Raw genomic sequence first — 19,241 nt, forward strand, 5'->3', positions numbered from 1 at the left:
GGGTTCGGTCTGGGGATGAGCTGGGGAGGGGGCCGGGGGTTCGGCCCAGGGGGTTGAGCTGCCGGTCCGGGGGTTGGGGTCGAGCTGCGGAGGGGGAGCTGGGGTTCGGTCTGGGGGGCTGAGTTGCGGAGGGGAGCCGGGATTCGGTCCGGGGGGTGGGGTTGAGCTGCGGAGGGGGAGCCGGGATTCGGTCCGCGGGTTGGGGTTGAGCTGCGGAGGGGAGCCGGGATTCGGTCCGCGGGTTGGGGTTGAGCTGCGGAGGGGAGCCGGGGTTCGGTCCGGAGGCTGAGCTGCGGCAGGGGGCCGATGTGGCGCCCATGAGGGCTGGGCTGCCGTAGGAAAACCGGTGTGCCTTCCCAGCGGTGGCGCCGATCATGGCCGTATGCGCCCTGAGAACTGGTATCTCACCGAAGACCTGGACGAGTTCCTCGCCCGCGCGGGCGGCTTCCTGCGCTCCCGCCCCGCACTGCACACGGTGCCGCTGACGGTGACGGACGCGCTGCGGCGGCGCGGGCTGCATCTCTACGGCAAGGAAGCGCCCCTCTTCGGCCTGCTGGAAGCGGACGACGGCATGGTACGGGCCGCCCTGCTCCACACCCCGCCCTTCCAGATCAACGTCACCGCGCTCACCCCGCAGGAGGCCGACGCCCTGGCGGTCCGGTTCGCCGAGCTGGGCCGCTCACTCCCCGGGGTCTCCGGGCCGAAGGACGCGACGGAGTCCTTCGCGGCGGCCTGGGAGCGGCGCACCGGTGCGGCGGTCGCCGTCGACAAGCGGCAACGGCTCTACCGCCTGGGCGAGTTGACCGTACCGGAGCCCCGGCCGCAGGGGCGGGCGCGGATCGCCGGCCCGGCGGACCGGCATCTGCTGATCCGCTGGTTCGAGGAGTTCGGGGAGATCACCGGCGGCGTCGGCCAGGACCCCGGCAACTGGGCCGACGCCCGTATCTCCTACGGTGGCGTCACCCTCTGGGAAACCGGCGACGGCACCCCGCTCGCCATGGCCGGAGCCACCCCCGAAACGGCCGGCCAGGTCCGTGTCGCCCCCGTCTACACCCCGGCCGACCTGCGCGGACGCGGATACGCCGGCGCGGTCACGGCGGAGGTGAGCCGGACCGCGCGGGCGGCGGGCGTCCAGGAGATCCTCCTCTTCACCGACCTCGACAACCCGACGAGCAACGGGCTGTACCAGCGGATCGGCTACCGGCCGGTGGCGGACTTCAGCGTGTGGCGGTTCGGCGGCTGACGCCGGCGGGTGGGCGTGTCCCGGCTCAAGGCCAGAGCAACGTCCGGCTCCACCCGAACCCCGTGCTCCGGTACTCCAGTCGGACATGCCGTCGCTCCGCGTCCCCCTGGAAGAACTCCACCGTCTCCGGTCGCAGCCGGTACAGCGTCCAGGTGGGCGACGGCTCGTCGGGGTGCTCGCGCGCCCGCTCCCACGCCGCCTCGGACGCCCGCCGCAGCTCGGCCAGTGAGGACAGCTCCTCGCTCTGCCGCCCGGTGAGCGCCGCGGCCAGCGCCCCCGTCGAGCGGGCCTGCAGGTCCGCCTGGCTGTCCCGGGACGGCGCCGCGGTCACCGGCCCGCGCACCCGCACCTGGCGGCCCAGCACCGGCCAGTAGAAGGCCAGGGCGGCCTGGGGGTGTGCGCTCAGGGCCCGGCCCTTGCGGCTCGTGGCGTGGGTGCCGAAGGCCCAGCCGTCCGCGTCGGCGCCGTGCAGCATCACGATCCGTACGTCCGGCCGGCCCTCCTCGTCCACCGTGGCCAGCGACATCGTGTGCGGCTCCGGCTGCCCGGCCGCCACCGCGTCCGCGAACCAGCTCGTGAACAGGGGCAGCGGGGTCGGCGGGGCGGTGTCCGGGTCGAAGGGGCGCAGGTCCGTGACGTCCGGGTCCCATACCCGCAGCGACCTCAGAGTTGCGTGGAGATCCGTTTCCATGTGCCGAGTATCGCCACCGGGCCGCGGTCGGTGCGGGCGGGTGCGACCGGGCCGCCATCCGTTCGGCAGTCCTCCCGCGACGCACACGAGTGATTCCGGGTGCGGGCGCGGCGGAGCGCGGGGACGCTCGGAGCCACGGGCTCGGGAATGACGGTGAGGGGCGATGATCGTAACGGTGGTGATGATGCCGGTGATCTTCCTGCCGCTGTCGTTCATCACCGGGTTCTTCGGCATGAACTTCACGTTCCTGACGAACAGGCTGGAGACCAGGGACGAGTTCTGGCTGCTCGCCGTGGGGCTGCAGGCGGTCGTCCTGTTGGGCCCCGTCTACGTCCTGCACCGCACCCGCATCTGGCGCCGGCTGCTGGACGAGGACTGAGGAGGGACCCTCACCGGCCCAGCACCACAGTCCCCGAGGAGCAGAACCAGCCCCCCGTCCCGGACGCCACCCCCAGCCTCGGCAGCTGCCCGTCCCGCGTGCGCACCTGCCGTTCCCCGGCCTCCCCGCGCAGTTGCCGTACCGCCTCCACGAGCAGGAACAGCCCGCGCATACCGGGGTGTTGGGCCGACAGGCCGCCCCCGTCCGTGTTCACCGGCAGCTCCCCGCCCCGCACCAGCAGCCGGCCCTTCTGCACGAACGCCCCGCCCTCGCCCTTCCCGCAGAAGCCCAGGTCCTCCAGGGTCACCAGGGTCATGTAGGTGAAGGCGTCGTAGATCTGCGCGAAGTCCATCTCCTGAGGTCCCACGCCCGCCCGCTCGAAGGCCAGTCGCCCGCTGACCGCCGCCGGGGACACCGTGAAGTCCGGCCACTCGGACATCGCCGCGTGCGAGACGTGCTCCCCGGCGCCGAGGATCCAGACGGGGGCCGTACGGCAGTCCCGTACGTACTCCTCGGCCGCCAGCAGGACCGCCGCGCCGCCGTCCGAGCGCAGACAGCAGTGCAGCTTGGTGAAGGGGTCGGCGATCACTGGGCCGGCCAGGACCTCGTCGACCGTGATCGGGTCGCGGAACATCGCCTCCGGGTTCAGCGCCGCGTTGGCCCGGGCCTGGACCGCGACCTCGGCCAACTGCTCGACGGTCGTGCCGTGTTCGATCATGTGACGGCGGGCGGCCATCGCGTACTTCGCGATCAGGGTGTGGCCGTAGGGGACCTCGAACTGGAGGGGGCCGCGAGCGCCGAAGGAGAGGTCGCCCGTCCGGCGGCCGGCCTTGATGTCCGCGCGGGCCGTCGAGCCGTAGACGAGGAGGACGGCGTTGGCGTGGCCCGCGGCTATCGCGTCCGCCGCGTGCGCCGCCATGACCTCCCAGGTCGAGCCGCCGACCGAGGTGGAGTCCACCCAGGTGGGGCACAGGCCCAGATACTCGGCCACCTCCACCGGGGCCAGCGTGCCGAGGCCCGCGGAGGCGAGGCCGTCGACCCGGGCGCGGTCGAGCCCCGCGTCCGCGAGGGCGCGGCGGGCCGCCTGCGCGTGCAGGGTGTACGGGGTGGCGTCGGCCACGCGTCCGCAGTCGGAGAGGGCTACTCCGACCACGGCGACCTTCCGGGTGCCACGACTCATGCGAGGGCTCCTGCCTCTGTGCATCTCATTCCGCCCCCCCTAATATGACGCCCCGTCAGATATGGAGGGAAGGCCATGGACACCCGCCTCACCGCCGAGCAGGACGAGATCCGCCGCACCCTGCGCGAGCTGCTGCACAAGCGGTGCGGCTCGCCCGAGCTGCGGACCGCCGTCGACAGCCCGGCCGGACACGACCCCCTCCTGTGGTCGGCCCTCGCCGACCAGCTCGGCCTGCCCGGGCTCGCCCTGCCCGAGCGGTACGGCGGGGTCGGCTGCTCTCTCACCGAACTGGCCCTCGCCTGCGAGGAGACCGGCCGGGCGCTCGCTCCCTCCCCGCTGCTCGCCACCTCCGTCCTCACCGCCCCGCTGGTCCTCGCCCTCGGCACCGACGCCCAGCGCGCCGAACTGCTGCCCCGCCTGGCCGCCGGCACCCTCACCGCCGCCCTCGCCGTCCCCGGCCCGGCCCTGACCACGGCCCTCGCGCTGACCTGCGACAACGGCACCTTCGCCGCCGGTGGCGGCCGGGCCGGCGGTGTCCAGGCGCGGCGGGCCGACGGTGACTGGCGGCTGTACGGGCAGGTCGACCAGGTGCTGGACGGGCACAGTGCGGGGCTGCTGCTCGTCGCCGCGCACACCGGGGGCTTCGCGCGGTCGCGGACCCTGCTGTTCCTGGTGGCCGGGGACGCGTCCGGTGTCGTACGCGCCCGGCAGACCGCGCTCGACGCGACCCGGCCGCAGGGGCGCGTCCAACTGCGCGATGTGCGCGCCGACTTGCTCGGCGAGGAGGAGGTGGACGTGTTGCCCGCGTTCGCCGCCCTGGGGGACCGGGTCGCCGCCGTGCTCGCCTGTGAGGCCGTCGGGGCGGCGGAACGGGTGCTGGAGCGGACCGTGGCGTACGTCGGGCAGCGCGAGCAGTTCGGGCGGCCCGTGGGGTCCTTCCAGGCGGTGAAGCATCGGCTGGCCGATGTGTATGTGGGGGTGCAGGCGGCTCGGTCGGCCGCGTACTGCTCCGCGTGGGGCGCCGGCGCCATCGCCTCGGCTTCGCCTTCGGCGCAGTCCTCGCCGTCGGCGGCTTGCGGGTCCGGCGCTCAGACGGAGCGATCCGGGGGGCTCGCGCTCGCGCACGCCCTGGAGGCGCTCCGGGGGGCCGCCGGTGAGGGAATCCAACTGCACGGGGGGATCGGGTTCACCTGGGAGCACGACGCCCAGCTGTACTTCAAGCGGGCCGCCGGGGACGAGCTGCTGTTCGGGCCGGTGCACCGGCTGCGGGACCGGGCCGCCGAGGTCGCCGGTCTCTTCGCGGGCGGCGAGGTGACGGTGTGATCGGCGTCCGGATGGTGCAGAGGGTGTCCTCGACGCGCTGGTTCGCGAAGGTCGCGCCCCATGTGATCCCGGCCCTCGACCGGGCGGTCCACCGGCTCACCGGGGGGCGGTACCTGCTCAGCACCCAGATGCTGCCGGGACTGATCCTCACCTCCACCGGCGCCCGCAGCGGACAGCTCCGCCGCACCCCGCTGGCCTGCATGCCGCAGGACGACGGCAAGAGCTGGCTGCTGGTCGGCTCCAACTTCGGGCGGCCCGGGCATCCAGCCTGGAGCCACAATCTGCTCGCCCACCCGGAGGCGTCGATCAGCTGGAAGGGGCAGGACATTCCCGTCACCGCCCGGCTGCTCGCGGGGGAGGAGCGGGCGGAGGCCTGGCAGGCGCTGCTGGCGTTCTGGCCGCCGTACGCCACCTACCAGGCCCGGGTGACGAGGCAAATCCGTCTGTTCCGGCTCACTCAAGCGCCCTGAAGGGGCGCGGGGCTGCGTCTGATATGCGGCTACCGGCGCGTGGGCGCGAGCAACCACGACGGACCCCCAGCCGAAAGACGGCCGAACTTACAACGTGGCCAGGCGCTCCGCCAGGAGAACCGCGCCGATGCCCAGCATCGCCGCCCCCGAAGTCCGCGTCACCGCCCGAGCCGCGGTCGGCCTGGCGGAGAGCAGCGCACGCGACAACGCGCCGACGCCGAGGTAGACGGCCGCGCAGCAGGCCATGTGGAGCAGACCGAGGGTTGCCGTCTGGACGGGGACGGGCAGGTGGGCGCCGCGCAGGGTGAGGAACTGGGGGAGGACGGAGAGGTAGAGCAGCAGACCCTTGGGGTTGAGGCCGCTGATCGTGGCGCCGCGGAGGAAGAGCCGCCCGTCGGGGGAGGCCTCCTCCGCGGCCCCCGGCACCGCCGGGCGGCGCAGCACACTCCAGCCGAGCCACAGCAGGTAACCCGCGCCCGCCATCGTCAGGGCGGTCAGCAGCCTCGGCGAGCCCGCCACCAGGACCGCGAGGCCCGCCGTCGCCAGAACCGTGTGCAGGGCATAGCCGCAGACCAGGCCGGCCACCGCGCGCGGCGCCGAGCCACGGCGCAGCGCGGTCGCGATCACATACGCCCAGTCGGCGCCCGGCACGCACACCAGCAGCAGGTCCACGGCGAGGAAGGAGAAGAGCAGTCCCGAGTCCATGGTGGGGACATTAGGCGTGAATGGCCCGAAAGTGTTTCCGAAATTTGCCCGCAACTGCGGGTTATGAGGCAAGATCTGCCCCATGGACGACGTGGACCGAAAAATCCTTGCCGAGCTGCAGCAGGACGGGCGGCTGACCGTGACCGAGCTGGCCGCCCGGGTGCGCCTCAGCGTCTCGCCCTGCCACCGCCGGCTGCGTGAGCTGGAGCGCTCCGGTGCCATCCAGGGCTACCGGGCGGTGGTGGACGCGGCGGCGCTCGGGCTGACCTTCGAGGCGCTGGTCTTCGTGTCGATGCGCCAGGAGGACCGGGACACGGTCGCCGAGTTCGAGCGGGCGGTCGGCGAGCTGGAGCACGTGCTCGACGCCCAGCGGCTGTTCGGCGAGCCCGACTATCTGCTCCGGGTGGCGACCGCCGACCTCGCGGCCTTCCAGCGGCTGTACGACGAGCGGCTGGCGACCCTGCCGGGGGTGCAGCGGCTCACCTCGACGCTGGTGATGAAGCACGTCGTACGGGACCGTCCACTGCCCGCATAGCAGTGCAGGCGGTGGCTCACCGCGCGCGAGAACGCGAGCGAACCGCCGCCTGACAGACAGGACTTGGAGGTTAAGGAAAAAAAGGGGTTACAGGGGCCGCGTGTTACTTGCTCGGCTTCTTCCCGGTCACACCCAGGTGCACCAACAGCGCCAGGTTCGGCTTGAGTTCGGCCTGCTTCACACCCCAGGTCGAGAAGCCCTTCTGGTGTGCCGCCACCGCCGCGAGCATCGCGACCAGGGAGCCGGCCACCGCCGCCGGATTCACGTCCTTGTCGACCCTGCCCTTGGACTGCAACTCGGTGATGGACTCCGCGAGGGAGTTGTTCACCGAGTTCAGGATCTTCATGCGGATCTTGTAGAACCGTTTGTCCCCCTCGGCCGCGCCGAGGTCGACGACCCGCAGGATCGCGTCGTTCTTGCGCCAGAATTCCAGGAACCCGTCCACGAGTTCCTGTGCGGTCTGCCAGCCCGACTTGCCGGCCCAGGACCGCCCCTGGAGTAGTTCGGTCAATTCCGCGCCCTCGGCCGCCATTTGATCGGCGATCTCCAGGACGGCGCCTTCGACGTCGGGGAAGTACTGGTAGAAGGTCGCGGGTGAAGTTCCCGCCTTCCGGGCGACATCGATGACCTTGACGTCCCGGTAGGGGGAGGAGCTGAGCATCTCGCTGAGGCAGTCGAGCAGCTTCTGCCGGGTCGCCTGCCCACGCCGGCCGGCCACGCGGCCGTCGACGGTACGCACTTGTCCTGTCATGCCGTCAGCTTACCGAGGGGTGATCGGAGCGCGATTCGGCCGACTGCAAATGGGGTGCACGGGTGCTCTGAGGGTGGTGTGCCTGGTCTGCGCGGTGCGTGCGGCCCGGTTACTTTGACGGCATGGCCGAAAACTGGGCATCCGGGCACGAAGGGGCGGAAGAGGCGGAAGAGGCGGAAGAGGTGATAGAGGCAGAAGTGGTAGAGGCGGAAGAGGCCTACGGGGAAGGTGTGCCCTGCTGGGTGGACGCCCAGCTCGCCGACGTCGAGGCGGGCAAGCGGTTCTACGGTGAGCTCTTCGGGTGGACCTTCGAGGACGCCTACGGCTCCTCGGTGTGGGCGCGGCTGGAGGGGCAGCTCGTCGCCTCGCTCGCCCCCAAGATCGACGGCCGTATGCCCACCGTCTGGACGGTGTCCTTCGCCACCCCGGACGCCGAGGCCCTCGGCCGGCGGATCACCGCGGCCGGCGGGCAGGTGGTCATGGCCCCGTTCCCGGTGGGCGACCTCGGGGTCGCCGCGCTCGCCACCGATACCGAGGGGGCGGTGTTCGGGCTGTGGCAGCCGGGCCGGCACCGGGGCTTCGGACGGCGGCACGAGCCCGGCACCTTCGTCTGGGCCCAGCTGTACACCCGGGACACCGCCGCCGCCAACGCCTTCTACGGCGGCCTCTTCCACGACGCCCTGTTCGGCGCCCACGCCCGGCCCGACTTCGGCCGTGCCGAGGTCACCGACGTCTTCCCGGCCGAAATGCCCCCCCACTTCCTGACCCACTTCCGCGTCACCGGGCTGGACGACGCCCTCGGGGCCGTGCAGCGGCTCGGCGGCCGGGTGCAGGCGCCACCCTTCGAGACGTCGTACGGACGAGTGGCCGTCGTCACCGACAATCAGGGGGCGTCGTTCGCACTGTTGCAGCGCTGATCCGTCCGTTTCGGCAGGGTAGGTACTGAGACACCCCGAATATCCCCGGGTTCGCAACCAGCCGCCCGGCCAGGAAGAATCTGGGGTGCGTGCCGCCTTGGCGGTGCGGTGGTGAGACGCTGCACTTCGGTCGCGTACATATGTGGGTGGCGCGGCTCGTACGGGGAGGTGGCAGGCAAGTGGTGGATCAGCTGACGCAGCACGATCCGCGGCGGATCGGGCCGTTCGAGGTGCTGGGCCGGCTGGGCGCCGGCGGCATGGGGCTGGTCTATCTCGCGCGCTCGGCGTCCGGCCGGCGCGTGGCGATCAAGACGGTGCGCACCGAGCTGGCCGAGGACCAGCTCTTCCGGGTGCGCTTCACCCGCGAGGTGGAGGCGGCCCGCGCGGTCTCCGGCTTCTACACGGCGGCCGTGGTCGACGCCGACCCGCGCGCCGCCGTGCCCTGGCTGGCGACGGCGTACGTCCCGGCGCCCTCGCTCGAGGAGATAGTGAACGACTGCGGGCCGCTCCCGGCCCAGGCCGTGCGCTGGCTCGCCGCGGGAGTGGCGGAGGCCCTCCAGTCCATCCATGGCGCGGGGCTGGTCCACCGCGACCTCAAGCCGTCCAACGTGCTCGTGGTCGAGGACGGCCCCCGGGTGATCGACTTCGGCATCGCCTCCGGTGTCTCCAACACCCGGCTGACCATGACGAACGTCGCCGTCGGCACCCCCGCCTACATGTCCCCCGAGCAGGCCAAGGACTCCCGCAGCGTCACCGGCGCCAGCGACGTCTTCTCGCTCGGCTCCATGCTGGTCTTCGCGGCCACCGGCCACCCGCCCTTCCACGGCGCCAACCCGGTCGAGACCGTCTTCATGCTGCTGCGCGAGGGCCCGGACCTCACCGGCCTGCCCGACGAGCTGCGCCCGCTCATCGAGGTCTGCATGCAGATGGAGGCCACCGCCCGGCCCACCCCGGCCGACCTCCAGGCCCAGCTCGCGCCCCATCTCTTCGGCTCCGGCTCCGACGACAGCGGCACCGCCTCCGCCTGGCTGCCCGAGAAGGCCGTCGCCCTCATCGAGGCCCGCCGCGGCGGCCGCCCCGCCGTCAAGCCCGCCCCGGTCACCACCGGCGGGCCCAGGAGCGGCGGCCGCGCGGCCGTACCCCCGCCGCCCCCGTACGACCCCCCGGCCCCCGTGCCCGTCGGCGCCCCCTCCGCCGCGCCCGACACCGGCCCGGTCCGCCTCGCCGGCGCCCAGGTGCCCATCGGCCCCGGTCCGCGCGTCGCCGACGCCCGCGCCGCCGCCGTCAAGGCACCCCCGCCGGAGGCCGGCCTGGTCGCCAGCTGGTCCCGTCCCCGTCCCGGCGTCACCGGCCCCGACCCGAACGTCCCGCCCCAGCCCCCGGAGACCGCGAGCGGCTGGCGGCCCTGGCGGTTCCGCATGTCCAACGAGGTCTGGGGCACCCCTGCCGTCGACGGCGACATGGTCTACGTCACCTCCTTCGAGGTGCACGCCCTGGACGTGGCCACCGGCCGGCGCCGCTTCAAGACCCGGGACGTCGCCTGGTCGATGTCCGTGGCGGACGGCCGTATCCACGCCTCCGACGGACCGACCCTGTTCGCCCTGGACGCCCGCGAGGGCACCGACCTGTGGCGGCTGTCCACGGACGCCTGGGTGTACTCCCTCAAGGCCGACCACGGCACGGTCGTCACCGGCACCCGCGGCGGCGGCGTCCAGGCCTGGGAGGCGTCCAACGGCCAGAAGCTGTGGGAGATCGCCGGCTGCCAGACCGACTTCGAGTCCCCGGAAGCCGGTCCCCTCGTCCACGACGGCACGGTCTACGTCTGGCAGGACGCCCGGCTGCGCGCCCTGGAGGCCCGCACCGGCGAGGAGCGCTGGTCGTACCCGGTCGGCGACGCGGCCTCCTGCGGCGGCGTGCCGGTCCGCCTGACCCCCGCCCCCGACGGTTACGTGTACGTCTCCGCCGGCACCCGTGTCCTCGCCGTCGAGGCGGCGAGCGGCATGGTCCGCTGGCACTTCGAGGCCCCCGCGGTCTTCCTCAGCCCGCCGGCCTTCGCCCCCGGCCCGGCGGTGACGGGCGGTGGCATCTACCTCGCGGACTACCTGGGCACCGTCTACGCCCTCGACGCCACCGACGGCCGCGACCGCTGGCGCATCGCGACGGAGGCACGTTCGTCGATCGAGCCGGTCCTGGTCGCCGCCGGGCACGTACACGTCGGCAGCGGCAAGGGCCTGTACACCCTGGACGCGGTCACGGGCACGCCCAAGTGGCGCTTCCAGGCGGGCGGCGACGTCGTGGGCGCCCCCGCGGTGGCGGAGGGCCGTATCCACTTCGGCTCCACGGACCACCTGCTCTACACCCTGAAGTCCGACGACGGCCGCCTGCGCTGGAAGCTGGCGACCGGCGGCGAGATCACCGGTTCCCCGGTGGTCAAGGACGGAGTGGTGTACGCGTGCAGCAAGGACCGGTGCGTGTACGCCCTGGACGCGGAGAAGGGGACGGGGACGGCTCGGACCTCGTGAGGCGCGCACCGGGGAGGGCCTGACGAGGTGTGCGACGGCCGTCGTACCGGTGTGTCACGGAAGGGCTCCGGACGGCGGCCGTCCCAGGGCTGACGCTACCCCGGGTGCGCGTTCCCCGCCATGCGGTCACTCACCGTGTCCGCGGCGCGGTGCGGCCCCTGTTGCGGAACAGCTCCGCCTGCCGTTCGACGGGCAGATTGCCCAGGGCGACGAGCGGCGGGGCCTGCGCGAACGCCTGGGCCAGGGCGGCCTCCCGCGCCGCCCACAGCGCCCGCACGGTCCCCTGCACCCCCTCCGCCGGATACCCGGCGATGACGGAGGCACACCGCACGGCGGCCGCCAACGCACCACCCTCCTCCGTCACTTCGGAGACCAGCCCGATCTCCCGGGCCCGTCGCGCGGAGATCCGCTCGGCGGTCCCCATGAGCATCATCCGGGCCACCTCCCCGTACGGCATCCGCGCCGCCATCAGCATCGACTCGTAGGCGCTGACCATGCCGTACGAGGTGTGCGGATCGAAGAAGACGGCCGTCGGATCGGCGACGACGAACTCGCACTCGCCCAGCAGATAGAAGGCACCCCCGCAGGCCATCCCCCGCACGGCGGCCACCACCGGCTTCCACAGGCCGCTGGCCTTCGGCCCGACGGTCAGCAGCGGATCGTCCTGCATGTACGGCGACGAGGGCTGCGGCACGACGACGTCCCGGTCTATCCCGGTACAGAACGCCCGCTCCCCGCCCCCGGTGAGCACGACGGCCCGCACGGAGTCGTCGAACCGCAACGCCCGCCAGACCGTGCCGAGTTCGCGAGCCATGTCCAGGTCGATGGCGTTGAGCCGGTGCGGCCGGTCCAGGGTGACGACGGCGACCCCGCTGTCCTTGTCGGCGTCGACCCGTACGGCGCTCACGCGAGCACCCACTGCGGCAGCCCGCCGTCGCCGAAGACGACGTGCACCCGGGCGCCGATCCGGATGCGCTGCGGATCGAGCGAGCCGAGGGGTGCGCCGGCGTGGCGCACCACGTTGCCGACCAGCCGGATCCGGGGGCAGTCCGCCAGCTCCACCACGACGACGTTGTACGGCGCCTGTTCGGCGTAATCGGGGAGGAGGGGCGGATGCGGCACGACGTACGACCAGATCCGTCCACGTCCGCTGGTGAGCCGCCACTCGCTCGCGAAGGACTGGCAGTGCGGGCAGCAGGGCCGGGGCGGGAAGCGGGGTTCATGGCAGTCGCCGCAGGCCTGGACGCGCAGTTCACCCCGGGCGGCGTATTGCCAGAAGGGGGCGCCGTCGGTGTCGGTGACGGGGGTCAGCATGATCGGCTCCTCAGTGTCCGCAGTGCCTCAGTTCCGCAGCAGCAGGGCGGAGGTGGGTACGCCTTCGCCGGCCGTGACCAGACAGGTGGCGGCGCCGGGCACCTGGGCGGTGCTGGTCCCGCGCAGTTGCCTCACCCCTTCGTTGATGAGGTTGAAGCCATGGACGTAGGCCTCGGAGAGCCCGCCCCCGCTGGTGTTGAGGGGCAGCCGCCCCCCGATCTCCAGGGCTCCTCCCTCGGTGAAGGCGCCCCCGTCTCCTCTTCCGCAGAAGCCGTAGCCCTCCAGCGAGAGCGGTATGAGGACGCTGAAGGCGTCGTAGATCTGCGCCACGTCGACGTCGTCCGGCGTGAAGTCGGCGTGCTTCCACAGATGCCGGGCGGCGGTCCAGGCGGGCCCGGTGAGGGGGTCGTCGTTCCAGTAGTTGACCATGCCGTGGTGCTGGGCGGGCAGTCCCTGGGCGGCGGAGTGGACGTACACGGGCTTGGCACGGCAGTCCCGGGCGCGCTCTTCGGACACGAGGACACAGGCGAGGGCCCCGTCCGTCTCCAGGCAGTTGTCGAAGAGGCAGAGCGGCTCGCTGATCCAGCGCGAGGTCATGTACATCTCGCGGGTGAGCGGCCGTTCGTACATCATGGCGGCCGGGTTCTGGTTGGCCCGGTTCCGGCAGGCGAGGGCGACGTTGAAGAGGTGGTCGCGGGTGGCGCCGTACTCGTGCATGTAGCGGCGGGCGAGCATGGCGATCTCGTCGACGGGGCGCAGGAGCCCGAAGGGCCGGGTCCACTGGGCGGGAGTGGGCAGTTGGACGGCCGTATTGGCCCATGGCCGGGCCCCGCTGCCCCGCTTCCGCGACCGCCAGGCGACCCCGACGGTGGCCTGCCCGGAGGCGATGGCGGCGGCTAGATGCGCGACGGTGGCGCAGGAACCACCGCCGCCGTACGGGGCTTTGCTGAAGAAGGTGAGATCCCCGAACCCGACGGCCTTGGCGAGCTCCACCTCGTCGGTCTCCTCCATGGTGTAGGAGGCGAGCCCGTCGACCTCACCGGGCGCGATCCCCGCGTCGTCGAGCGCGGCGAGCACGGCCCGGCAGGCGAGCGTCTTCTCGTCCTCCGGAAGGCGCTTGGCGAACGCGGTCTGCCCGATCCCGACGATGGCGGTGGCGTCCTTGAGCCCGGTTACTGCCATGGCGTCCCCCTCAACCCTACGTCCTGACAGGGCGTCAGATTACAGCTAATCTGACGGGCAGTCAGCTATGCGGTGCAGGGGGCCTGTGATGAGCGACTGGGACACCATCGACACCATCCCCGGTCTGGTCCGGTGGTCGGCCGAGCGGTACGCGGACACGGAGGCGGTGGTCGAGGGTCGTACCAGGATCACGTACGCCGAACTGGGCGCCCGCGTCGAGCGCGCGGCTGCGGCCTGCCTGGCGAGCGGGGTGCGGGTGGGCGACCGGGTCGCGGTCTGGGCCCCCAACTCCCTGGACTGGATCGTGTCGGCCCTCGGCGCGGTGACGGCGGGCGCGGTCCTCGTCCCGCTCAACACCCGCTTCAAGGGAACGGAGGCGGCGGACGTACTGCGCCGCAGCGGAGCGCGGCTGCTCTTCGTGACGGGCACCTTCCTGGGCGCGTCGTACGTGGCGAGCCTGCGGCGGGCGGCGGGGGAGGGGGTGCCGCACGGCCGTGGCCCGCTACCGGGCCTGCCGGAGCTGGAGGAGGTGGTGGTCCTGTCGGAGGACGCGCCACCGGACTTCCGCACGTGGAAGGACTTCCTGGCGGGAGGGGAGGGGGTGGGTTCGGCCGAAGTCAGGTTGCGGCTGGGCGAGTTGGCGGGTGCGGCGCCGTCGGACATCGTCTACACCTCGGGTACGACGGGCCGCCCCAAGGGCGCGGTCATCACGCACACCCAGACCCTCCGGGCGTACGAGATCTGGTCGGACCTGGCAGGACTGCGGTCGGGCGACCGCTACTTGATCATCAACCCCTTCTTCCACACCTTCGGCTACAAGGCCGGGGTGATCGCCTGCCTGATGCGCGGGGCGACGATGATCCCGCAGCCGGTGTTCAGCGTGGAGACGGCATTGGTGAACATGGCGGCGGAGCGCATCTCGGTGCTGCCCGGCCCGCCCACCCTCCTGCAGTCATTGCTGGACCACCCGTCCAGGGACGCCCACGACCTCTCGGCGCTGCGTCTGGTGGTGACGGGAGCGGCGGTCGTGCCACTCCGTCTGGTGGAACGCCTGCGCGCCGAACTGGGCGTGGACACGGTCCTCACGGCGTACGGACTCTCGGAGGCGAGCGGCATCGTCACGATGTGCCGGCGCGGCGACGAGCCGTCGGTGATCGCGTCGACCTCCGGCCGGGCGATCCCGGGGACGCGGATACGGCTGGTGGACGCGAAGGGCACGCCGGTACGGCCCGGCGAGGCGGGCGAGATCCTGGTCCGCGGCTTCAACGTCATGCGCGGCTACTACGACGACCCGGCGGCGACGGCCGAGGCCATCTCCCCCGACGGCTGGCTGAGGACAGGCGACGTGGGCGTCCTGGACGAGGCGGGCAACCTGCGCATCACGGACCGCATCAAGGACATGTTCATCGTGGGCGGCTTCAACGCGTACCCGGCGGAGATAGAGCAGTTGCTCGCCCTCCACCCGGATGTGCGCGAGGCGGCCGTGATCGGCGTACCGGACGCACGGCTGGGCGAGGTCGCCAAGGCGTTCGTGGTGCGCAGGCCGGATTCGACGCTGACCTCGGACGACCTGATCGCGTGGTCCCGCCGCGAGATGGCCAACTACAAGGTGCCGAGGGCGGTCGAGTTCGTGCCGGAACTCCCACGGAACGCGAGCGGGAAGGTGGTGAAGGGGATTTTGCGGGGGCGGGGGTGAGTTGCACTTCCGGCGCCGTGAAGTGACCGTGGGGCCGCCCGCTTCTTGGTCAGTGTCGTGCTTCCGCGAGGTGCGTCAGGGGCGCTGCGCGTCGCCTTCGGCGATGGCCCTCCGGGCCACCCTTGACCCACCTCGCTCCAGCACGGGGGAGAAGCGAGCGAGCGGCCGGGGGAGTGGCCGGCTGAACCTTGTTGGGCCCTTGGGTCGGCTGCGTTCGCGGCCTTGGCGGAGGGGGCGCGGTCGCGCCTCGCATGGACGCCGGGTGGGGTTGGCGGCTCGCGCTGGGTGGTCGGGGGCGCGAGGGGTGGTCGGGGCGCCAGGCGGGGTTGGCGCCTCTCGGTTGTGGGTGGGCGGCGCGCGAGGTGGTCGGTCCGGCGTGCGGGCGGCAGGTCGGCGCTAGGCGGGGCAACTGGGCGCTCTGGAGGCCAACTTGGGCGGCAGGCGGCCTCAGGGGCGCCCCTTATGCCACACCAGCCCCAGGGGCCACGGGGAGCCGAGCAATCGGCAGACTTGGGCCAGCCGGTGAGCCCGCCTGGAGGAGCTGACCCGCCGTCCACTGAGGACGACAGTGCCCAAAGATGCCATTCCCCGCCGTCCCCACCTTCGGGGCCCTCAGATGCCCGGTTCCCGTGCCGCTGGGCCGACCCTCGCGGGCTGCGATCCCCTCAACTTGCTGTTAGCCGCCAACCCGACCCGGCGGGCCGCCACCGGGCTGGCGCGCCGCCCCTCTTCTCCCGTAAGCCGCCAACCCGACCCGGCGTGCCGCCACCGGGCTGGCGCGCCGCCCCTCTTCTCCCGCAAGCCGCCAACCCGACCCGGCGGGCCCCCACCCCCCCTGGCGCGCCCCACCCACTCACCGCAAGTCGCCGATCCCACCCGGCGTGCAGGCGAGGCGCGGGCGCGCCCGTCAACCCCGGCCCAGAAAGCAGCCGACCCACAGCGCAAACCCCGCCAGGTCGCCCGTCTTTCCGGGCCGCTCGCTCGCTTCTTCCCCGTGCTGGAGCGAGGTGTGTCAAGGGTGGCCCGGAGGGCCATCGGCGAAGCCGACGCGGAGTGGAGCGCAGCGGAACGCAGCGCCCTTGACTCACCTCGCGGAAGCACGACACTGGCCGAAGAAGCGGGCGGCCCCACGGTTACTGGGAAACGCCGGCCAGGGCAGCCAGGGTGGCCCTGATCTCCTCGACCATGTACTCAGGGCGGTGGAAAACGTCCTCGGCGCTGAAGCGGAGGAGGCTGCGGATCTCCGGACACCTCAAGATCTGGTTGAAGCGGGCAACGTCCCTTCGATGGGCGTCACGGGTTCCGTGGTAGGCGTATCCCTCGATCTCCACCGCCAGCCCTGCCGCCCTGAACAGGAAGTCGACGACGCGGCGACTGCCGTCCGGGGTGCGTAGCTCGGCCTGGCTCTCAGGATGCAGGTCGGCGTCGTACATGCGCAGTCGGGCAACCGTCTCGGCGGGGGAACCGGCGAGCGGGTCGGTCAGACGCAGCCAGTTCCGGGCCCGGGCCGACCCCTTCAGCGTCGTCTCAAGTGCTGCGGCGATCTCGTCCGGCTTCGTGAGCGGTGCGCGACGGACCCGCCCGACTCTGCGGTACGTCAGCGCCGAGTCCACGGCGACGATCGCCTCGTCCCTCGGGCCGCGCCTGAGCAGGTCGGCGAGCGTGCGGGTGGGGTTGGTGAGCCGTAACCCCTGCCGTTCCACCACGTCCCTCGTGCTGAGCGGCATCCGGTGGACGCGCACGCCCTCGCTCACACCGCGGACGGTGAGCTGCGGGTCGATGAACTCCAGCGGCCTCCTGTGGCCGTCCCCGAGCATCTCGACCCGCCAGAGGGCAGCCGCTGAACCGTGGCTCACGATCAACCGGGGTTCGCGGAGCAGCACGGCCCGGAGGTGAGTGAGGAGGTCCGGGTCCCGCCCTGGCTCGGCCCAGGCGCCCTGCCGCAGCCGGGTCCAGCCCTCTGCCCGCAGCGCACGCGTGAGACTGCGCCGGGGCCAGCCGGCCTCCACGGCACGTGAGGTGAGCAGGACGCCCCGGTTCGCCAGCGCCCTCAACTCCGTCCGCTCCACCCCGGCAAGATCGCAGAATCCGCGACTTGCCGCTCAGTCTGTGGATAACCGGGGCGGGGTCAGCCCTTCAGCGAGTCGAGAAAGGCGGACCAGGCGAGGGGCGGGACGAGGAGTACGGGCCCGTCCTGGGCCTTCTTCGAGTCGCGGACGGGGATCACGCCGGGGCGGGTGTCGGAGACTTCGACGCACTCGCCACCACTGCCATTGCTGTAGCTGCTCTTGCGCCACACGGCGGTGCTCAGGTCAATCCCGGTGCTTGCCATCTCGGAAGTCCTCTGCCGTTTGTTCGACCATGGCCAGGGACGCCTCTGGCGGTAGCGCCGCGGCCCTGAGCAGATCGTACGACCTGCGGTAGTCCTTCACGAGCGCCGGATAGTCGATGAGTTGGCCATTGTGGAGGCCCTCGGTGTAGGCGACCGGTGGCGCGTCCGGGAAGGTCATGACCCGCATCATGCCCATCATGAACGGGTGGGCGTGCGCCGTTTCCGGGAGGATCTGCAGAACGCCCTGAGTGAAGCGGATCACATGAGCGATGTGCTCCAGCTGCACCGCCATCTCCCCCGACGGCAGGAGCGGCTTGCGGATGAGGGACTCATGCAGGACAGCCCAGAACGACGGCCGCTCCTCGCGCTTCCAGATCTCCGCCCGCTTCAGCCGAGCCTGAACCTGCTTGTCGACCGTCTCGGGCGGCAGCCAGGGCAGCGACGTATGTACGACGGCCTCTGCGTAGGCCTGCGTCTGCAGCAGCCCCGGCACAAGCATCGGCGCCCAGTCCTCGATCGTCTCCGCATGGCGCTCCATCTCCGCCACATCCGCGAAGTACTCCGCATGCCCCGACTGCCGTGCCCGGCGGGCGTCTTCACAACGGCGCTCGAAAAAGCCGTCCGTCTTCAGCACCCTGTCGACGTGCCGGGCCAGATCCATCGGCATGCGCCGTTCGCCGCGCTCGATCTGGCTGAGAAAGGGAACGCCCCGAAAGCTCCCCTCGGCCAACTGCTCCAGGGTGAGTCCCGCCAGTTCCCGTCGATAGCGCAACTCGGCCCCGTAGAAGGAGGGGACGTTCGCGGATGCGTCGGGGTCCTTGCGTGGGGGCACAACTCATCACCGCCGTTTGCCAGTTGCGCTGCGTAGCCGAAACCTCTTCAAAAGCTACCGACGTTGGCGCCACCGTGTGACTGATTCGTCACAGAGAGCACAGGAAGGCGTACGCAACCGTGTCGTCCTCGAATCCCCCCTCCACCCACCGCGCCGACTCCGTCTTCGACACCACCCTCTGCGTGGACGACCTGCGCGACGCCCTCTCCGCCCACGACATCACCCTGCCGTCCCTCCGGGTGGACCTGCCGAGCTTCGCGGGCACGTACCGTCCCCCGGCCGGCCTGGTCGCACTCGGCAACTGCAACGCCGCCACGGCGCGCAGGCTGGTGGCGGTGCTGCGGGACACCGGTACGGCACCGAGCCGGCCGCCGCTGGACGTGGAGCTGCCCGCCGTACCGCAGGCGCTCCAGGGCCTCCGCCGTACCGTCCGCCGCTACCTGGACGTGCCTTGCGCCGACGTCCAACTCTGTGTCACCGAACTCGTCACGAACGTGATCCGGCATGTGGGGGAGGGCAGCGCGGTCCGTGTGCGGGTGGCCCGGACGGACGGCAACCGGGTCCGCGTCGAGGTCACGGATTCGGCCAAGGAGGCTCTCCCCGTGTCCCTGCCCAGCGCGCCCGATGACGAGGCGGGACGCGGCCTCGCCCTGCTGGATGCGGTGGCGCTGCGCTGGAGCGTGGAGCAGGGGGTGGAGGGCAAGACGGTGTGGTGCGAGCTGGCGGGGGCGGAGTGAGCGACGGTTCGCGGCAGCGGGTCAAGGTGTCTGCCCCGGACACACGTCGGCCGCGACGGCTCCCCCTCGGCGCCGTCGCGGCCGGTCCCCCGTCGGTCTTGGATCAGGCGGGCTCGGACGTGATGTGGGTGTTGTCCGGAGTCACCGTGCCGTCGGCGGCCACCGCCTCGGCGTCCGTGATGTGGGTGTTGAGCGGCTTGACGTCGGTGCCGGCCTCGGCGTCGGTGATGTGGGTGTTGAGCGGCTTGACGTCGGTGCCGGCCTCGGCGTCGGTGATGTGGGTGTTGAGCGGCTTGACGTCGGTGCCGGCCTTGGCGTCGGTGATGTGCGTGTTGTCCGGCGTGACGACCGGCTCGTCCTTGATGATGTCGCTCATCGGGTGCTCCCCTTGATTGCGTTGCAGCTGTGGCGGGCCCATCCGGACACTCCCCC

General features: G+C 72.1%; 20 protein-coding genes. 9 read left to right on the plus strand and 11 right to left on the minus strand.

Going from position 1 to position 19,241, the window contains the following annotated elements:
• Positions 1 to 382: 382 nt before the first annotated feature.
• Positions 383 to 1,243 carry a GNAT family N-acetyltransferase gene (locus ACZ5NH_RS27725; protein WP_468778954.1) on the plus strand — a complete coding sequence of 287 codons (861 nt, stop codon included), beginning with the start codon at positions 383 to 385 and terminating at the stop codon, positions 1,241 to 1,243.
• Between the two features lie 25 nt (positions 1,244 to 1,268).
• Here ACZ5NH_RS27725 and ACZ5NH_RS27730 read toward each other — a convergent pair whose 3' ends face one another.
• The gene (locus tag ACZ5NH_RS27730) at positions 1,269 to 1,934 is read right to left on the minus strand and encodes a pyridoxine/pyridoxamine 5'-phosphate oxidase (protein WP_450982978.1); all 666 of its coding nucleotides are present in this window, start codon (positions 1,932 to 1,934) and stop codon (positions 1,269 to 1,271) included.
• A gap of 163 nt (positions 1,935 to 2,097) precedes the next feature.
• Between ACZ5NH_RS27730 and ACZ5NH_RS27735 the strand changes: the two genes are divergently transcribed.
• Positions 2,098 to 2,313: a CorA family divalent cation transporter gene (locus tag ACZ5NH_RS27735; RefSeq protein ID WP_468778956.1), complete on the plus strand. Its 216-nt coding sequence runs from the start codon at positions 2,098 to 2,100 to the stop codon at positions 2,311 to 2,313.
• A gap of 10 nt (positions 2,314 to 2,323) precedes the next feature.
• Here the strand turns inward: ACZ5NH_RS27735 and ACZ5NH_RS27740 are convergent, their stop codons facing one another.
• On the minus strand, positions 2,324 to 3,493 hold the full coding sequence (locus tag ACZ5NH_RS27740) for a thiolase C-terminal domain-containing protein (protein WP_468778958.1): 1,170 nt from the start codon (positions 3,491 to 3,493) through the stop codon (positions 2,324 to 2,326).
• Between the two features lie 75 nt (positions 3,494 to 3,568).
• On the opposite strand from ACZ5NH_RS27740, the gene ACZ5NH_RS27745 reads away from it, so the two are divergent.
• Entirely contained in the window at positions 3,569 to 4,816 is a 1,248-nt protein-coding gene (locus ACZ5NH_RS27745; RefSeq protein ID WP_468778960.1) for an acyl-CoA dehydrogenase family protein, read from the plus strand.
• Entirely contained in the window at positions 4,813 to 5,286 is a 474-nt protein-coding gene (locus ACZ5NH_RS27750) for a nitroreductase family deazaflavin-dependent oxidoreductase (RefSeq protein ID WP_468778962.1), read from the plus strand. The genes ACZ5NH_RS27745 and ACZ5NH_RS27750 overlap by 4 nt, the downstream gene beginning before the upstream one ends.
• An 87-nt stretch (positions 5,287 to 5,373) precedes the next feature.
• On the opposite strand, the gene ACZ5NH_RS27755 is transcribed toward ACZ5NH_RS27750, so the two are convergent.
• Complete coding sequence (locus tag ACZ5NH_RS27755) at positions 5,374 to 5,991, minus strand: LysE family translocator (protein ID WP_388630391.1); 618 nt, start codon at positions 5,989 to 5,991, stop codon at positions 5,374 to 5,376.
• An 82-nt stretch (positions 5,992 to 6,073) separates the two neighbouring features.
• Here ACZ5NH_RS27755 and ACZ5NH_RS27760 point away from each other — a divergent pair, with 82 nt between their 5' ends.
• Positions 6,074 to 6,526 carry an Lrp/AsnC family transcriptional regulator gene (locus ACZ5NH_RS27760; protein ID WP_228623186.1) on the plus strand — a complete coding sequence of 151 codons (453 nt, stop codon included), beginning with the start codon at positions 6,074 to 6,076 and terminating at the stop codon, positions 6,524 to 6,526.
• Between the two features lie 103 nt (positions 6,527 to 6,629).
• Here the strand turns inward: ACZ5NH_RS27760 and ACZ5NH_RS27765 are convergent, their stop codons facing one another.
• Complete coding sequence (locus tag ACZ5NH_RS27765; RefSeq protein ID WP_468779054.1) at positions 6,630 to 7,265, minus strand: TetR family transcriptional regulator; 636 nt, start codon at positions 7,263 to 7,265, stop codon at positions 6,630 to 6,632.
• Positions 7,266 to 7,519: 254 nt separating this feature from the next.
• On the opposite strand from ACZ5NH_RS27765, the gene kbpA reads away from it, so the two are divergent.
• Both kbpA and afsK read left to right on the plus strand, forming a co-directional pair.
• A complete protein-coding gene (gene kbpA, locus ACZ5NH_RS27770) occupies positions 7,520 to 8,194 on the plus strand; it encodes an AfsK-binding protein KbpA (RefSeq protein ID WP_468779056.1) in 675 nt (224 codons plus the stop codon).
• A gap of 179 nt (positions 8,195 to 8,373) precedes the next feature.
• A complete protein-coding gene (gene afsK, locus ACZ5NH_RS27775) occupies positions 8,374 to 10,716 on the plus strand; it encodes a protein serine/threonine kinase AfsK (protein ID WP_468778965.1) in 2,343 nt (780 codons plus the stop codon).
• A 130-nt stretch (positions 10,717 to 10,846) separates the two neighbouring features.
• Here the strand turns inward: afsK and ACZ5NH_RS27780 are convergent, their stop codons facing one another.
• The 3 genes from ACZ5NH_RS27780 to ACZ5NH_RS27790 are packed head-to-tail and all read right to left on the minus strand — an operon-like array spanning position 10,847 to position 13,212.
• The gene (locus ACZ5NH_RS27780; protein ID WP_468778967.1) at positions 10,847 to 11,623 is read right to left on the minus strand and encodes an enoyl-CoA hydratase/isomerase family protein; all 777 of its coding nucleotides are present in this window, start codon (positions 11,621 to 11,623) and stop codon (positions 10,847 to 10,849) included.
• Entirely contained in the window at positions 11,620 to 12,030 is a 411-nt protein-coding gene (locus tag ACZ5NH_RS27785) for a Zn-ribbon domain-containing OB-fold protein (protein ID WP_468778969.1), read from the minus strand. The genes ACZ5NH_RS27780 and ACZ5NH_RS27785 overlap by 4 nt, the downstream gene beginning before the upstream one ends.
• A gap of 27 nt (positions 12,031 to 12,057) precedes the next feature.
• Positions 12,058 to 13,212 carry a lipid-transfer protein gene (locus ACZ5NH_RS27790; protein ID WP_468778971.1) on the minus strand — a complete coding sequence of 385 codons (1,155 nt, stop codon included), beginning with the start codon at positions 13,210 to 13,212 and terminating at the stop codon, positions 12,058 to 12,060.
• Positions 13,213 to 13,300: 88 nt separating this feature from the next.
• Between ACZ5NH_RS27790 and ACZ5NH_RS27795 the strand changes: the two genes are divergently transcribed.
• Positions 13,301 to 14,908, plus strand: coding sequence for a FadD3 family acyl-CoA ligase (locus ACZ5NH_RS27795; RefSeq protein ID WP_468778973.1), 1,608 nt, complete (start codon positions 13,301 to 13,303; stop codon positions 14,906 to 14,908).
• Positions 14,909 to 16,041: 1,133 nt separating this feature from the next.
• On the opposite strand, the gene ACZ5NH_RS27800 is transcribed toward ACZ5NH_RS27795, so the two are convergent.
• The 3 genes from ACZ5NH_RS27800 to ACZ5NH_RS27810 are packed head-to-tail and all read right to left on the minus strand — an operon-like array spanning position 16,042 to position 18,072.
• Positions 16,042 to 16,977 (minus strand): hypothetical protein, encoded by a 936-nt coding sequence (locus tag ACZ5NH_RS27800; RefSeq protein WP_468778974.1) that lies wholly within the window; start codon positions 16,975 to 16,977, stop codon positions 16,042 to 16,044.
• Positions 16,978 to 17,036: 59 nt separating this feature from the next.
• A complete protein-coding gene (locus tag ACZ5NH_RS27805) occupies positions 17,037 to 17,240 on the minus strand; it encodes a DUF397 domain-containing protein (protein ID WP_451553919.1) in 204 nt (67 codons plus the stop codon).
• Positions 17,221 to 18,072, minus strand: a complete 852-nt coding sequence (locus ACZ5NH_RS27810) for a helix-turn-helix domain-containing protein (protein WP_468778976.1) — start codon at positions 18,070 to 18,072, stop codon at positions 17,221 to 17,223. Before ACZ5NH_RS27810 ends, ACZ5NH_RS27805 begins: the two co-directional genes overlap by 20 nt.
• Positions 18,073 to 18,191: 119 nt before the next feature.
• Between ACZ5NH_RS27810 and ACZ5NH_RS27815 the strand changes: the two genes are divergently transcribed.
• Complete coding sequence (locus ACZ5NH_RS27815) at positions 18,192 to 18,809, plus strand: ATP-binding protein (RefSeq protein ID WP_468778978.1); 618 nt, start codon at positions 18,192 to 18,194, stop codon at positions 18,807 to 18,809.
• 103 nt (positions 18,810 to 18,912) lie between these two features.
• Here ACZ5NH_RS27815 and ACZ5NH_RS27820 read toward each other — a convergent pair whose 3' ends face one another.
• A complete protein-coding gene (locus ACZ5NH_RS27820; RefSeq protein ID WP_468778980.1) occupies positions 18,913 to 19,185 on the minus strand; it encodes a hypothetical protein in 273 nt (90 codons plus the stop codon).
• Between the last annotated feature and the right edge of the window lie 56 nt (positions 19,186 to 19,241).

The sequence above is a fragment of the Streptomyces sp. NPDC031426 genome (genome assembly GCF_055581585.1).

Bases quoted from the DNA above. Each gene is read 5' to 3' on its own strand.
- ACZ5NH_RS27725 (WP_468778954.1), top strand. From the start codon at position 383: ATGCGCCCTGAGAACTGGTATCTCACCGAAGACCTGGACGAGTTCCTC.
- ACZ5NH_RS27730 (WP_450982978.1), bottom strand. From the start codon at position 1,934: ATGGAAACGGATCTCCACGCAACTCTGAGGTCGCTGCGGGTATGGGAC.
- ACZ5NH_RS27735 (WP_468778956.1), top strand. From the start codon at position 2,098: ATGATCGTAACGGTGGTGATGATGCCGGTGATCTTCCTGCCGCTGTCG.
- ACZ5NH_RS27740 (WP_468778958.1), bottom strand. From the start codon at position 3,493: ATGAGTCGTGGCACCCGGAAGGTCGCCGTGGTCGGAGTAGCCCTCTCC.
- ACZ5NH_RS27745 (WP_468778960.1), top strand. From the start codon at position 3,569: ATGGACACCCGCCTCACCGCCGAGCAGGACGAGATCCGCCGCACCCTG.
- ACZ5NH_RS27755 (WP_388630391.1), bottom strand. From the start codon at position 5,991: ATGGACTCGGGACTGCTCTTCTCCTTCCTCGCCGTGGACCTGCTGCTG.
- ACZ5NH_RS27760 (WP_228623186.1), top strand. From the start codon at position 6,074: ATGGACGACGTGGACCGAAAAATCCTTGCCGAGCTGCAGCAGGACGGG.
- ACZ5NH_RS27785 (WP_468778969.1), bottom strand. From the start codon at position 12,030: ATGCTGACCCCCGTCACCGACACCGACGGCGCCCCCTTCTGGCAATAC.
- ACZ5NH_RS27790 (WP_468778971.1), bottom strand. From the start codon at position 13,212: ATGGCAGTAACCGGGCTCAAGGACGCCACCGCCATCGTCGGGATCGGG.
- ACZ5NH_RS27795 (WP_468778973.1), top strand. From the start codon at position 13,301: ATGAGCGACTGGGACACCATCGACACCATCCCCGGTCTGGTCCGGTGG.
- ACZ5NH_RS27805 (WP_451553919.1), bottom strand. From the start codon at position 17,240: ATGGCAAGCACCGGGATTGACCTGAGCACCGCCGTGTGGCGCAAGAGC.
- ACZ5NH_RS27820 (WP_468778980.1), bottom strand. From the start codon at position 19,185: ATGAGCGACATCATCAAGGACGAGCCGGTCGTCACGCCGGACAACACG.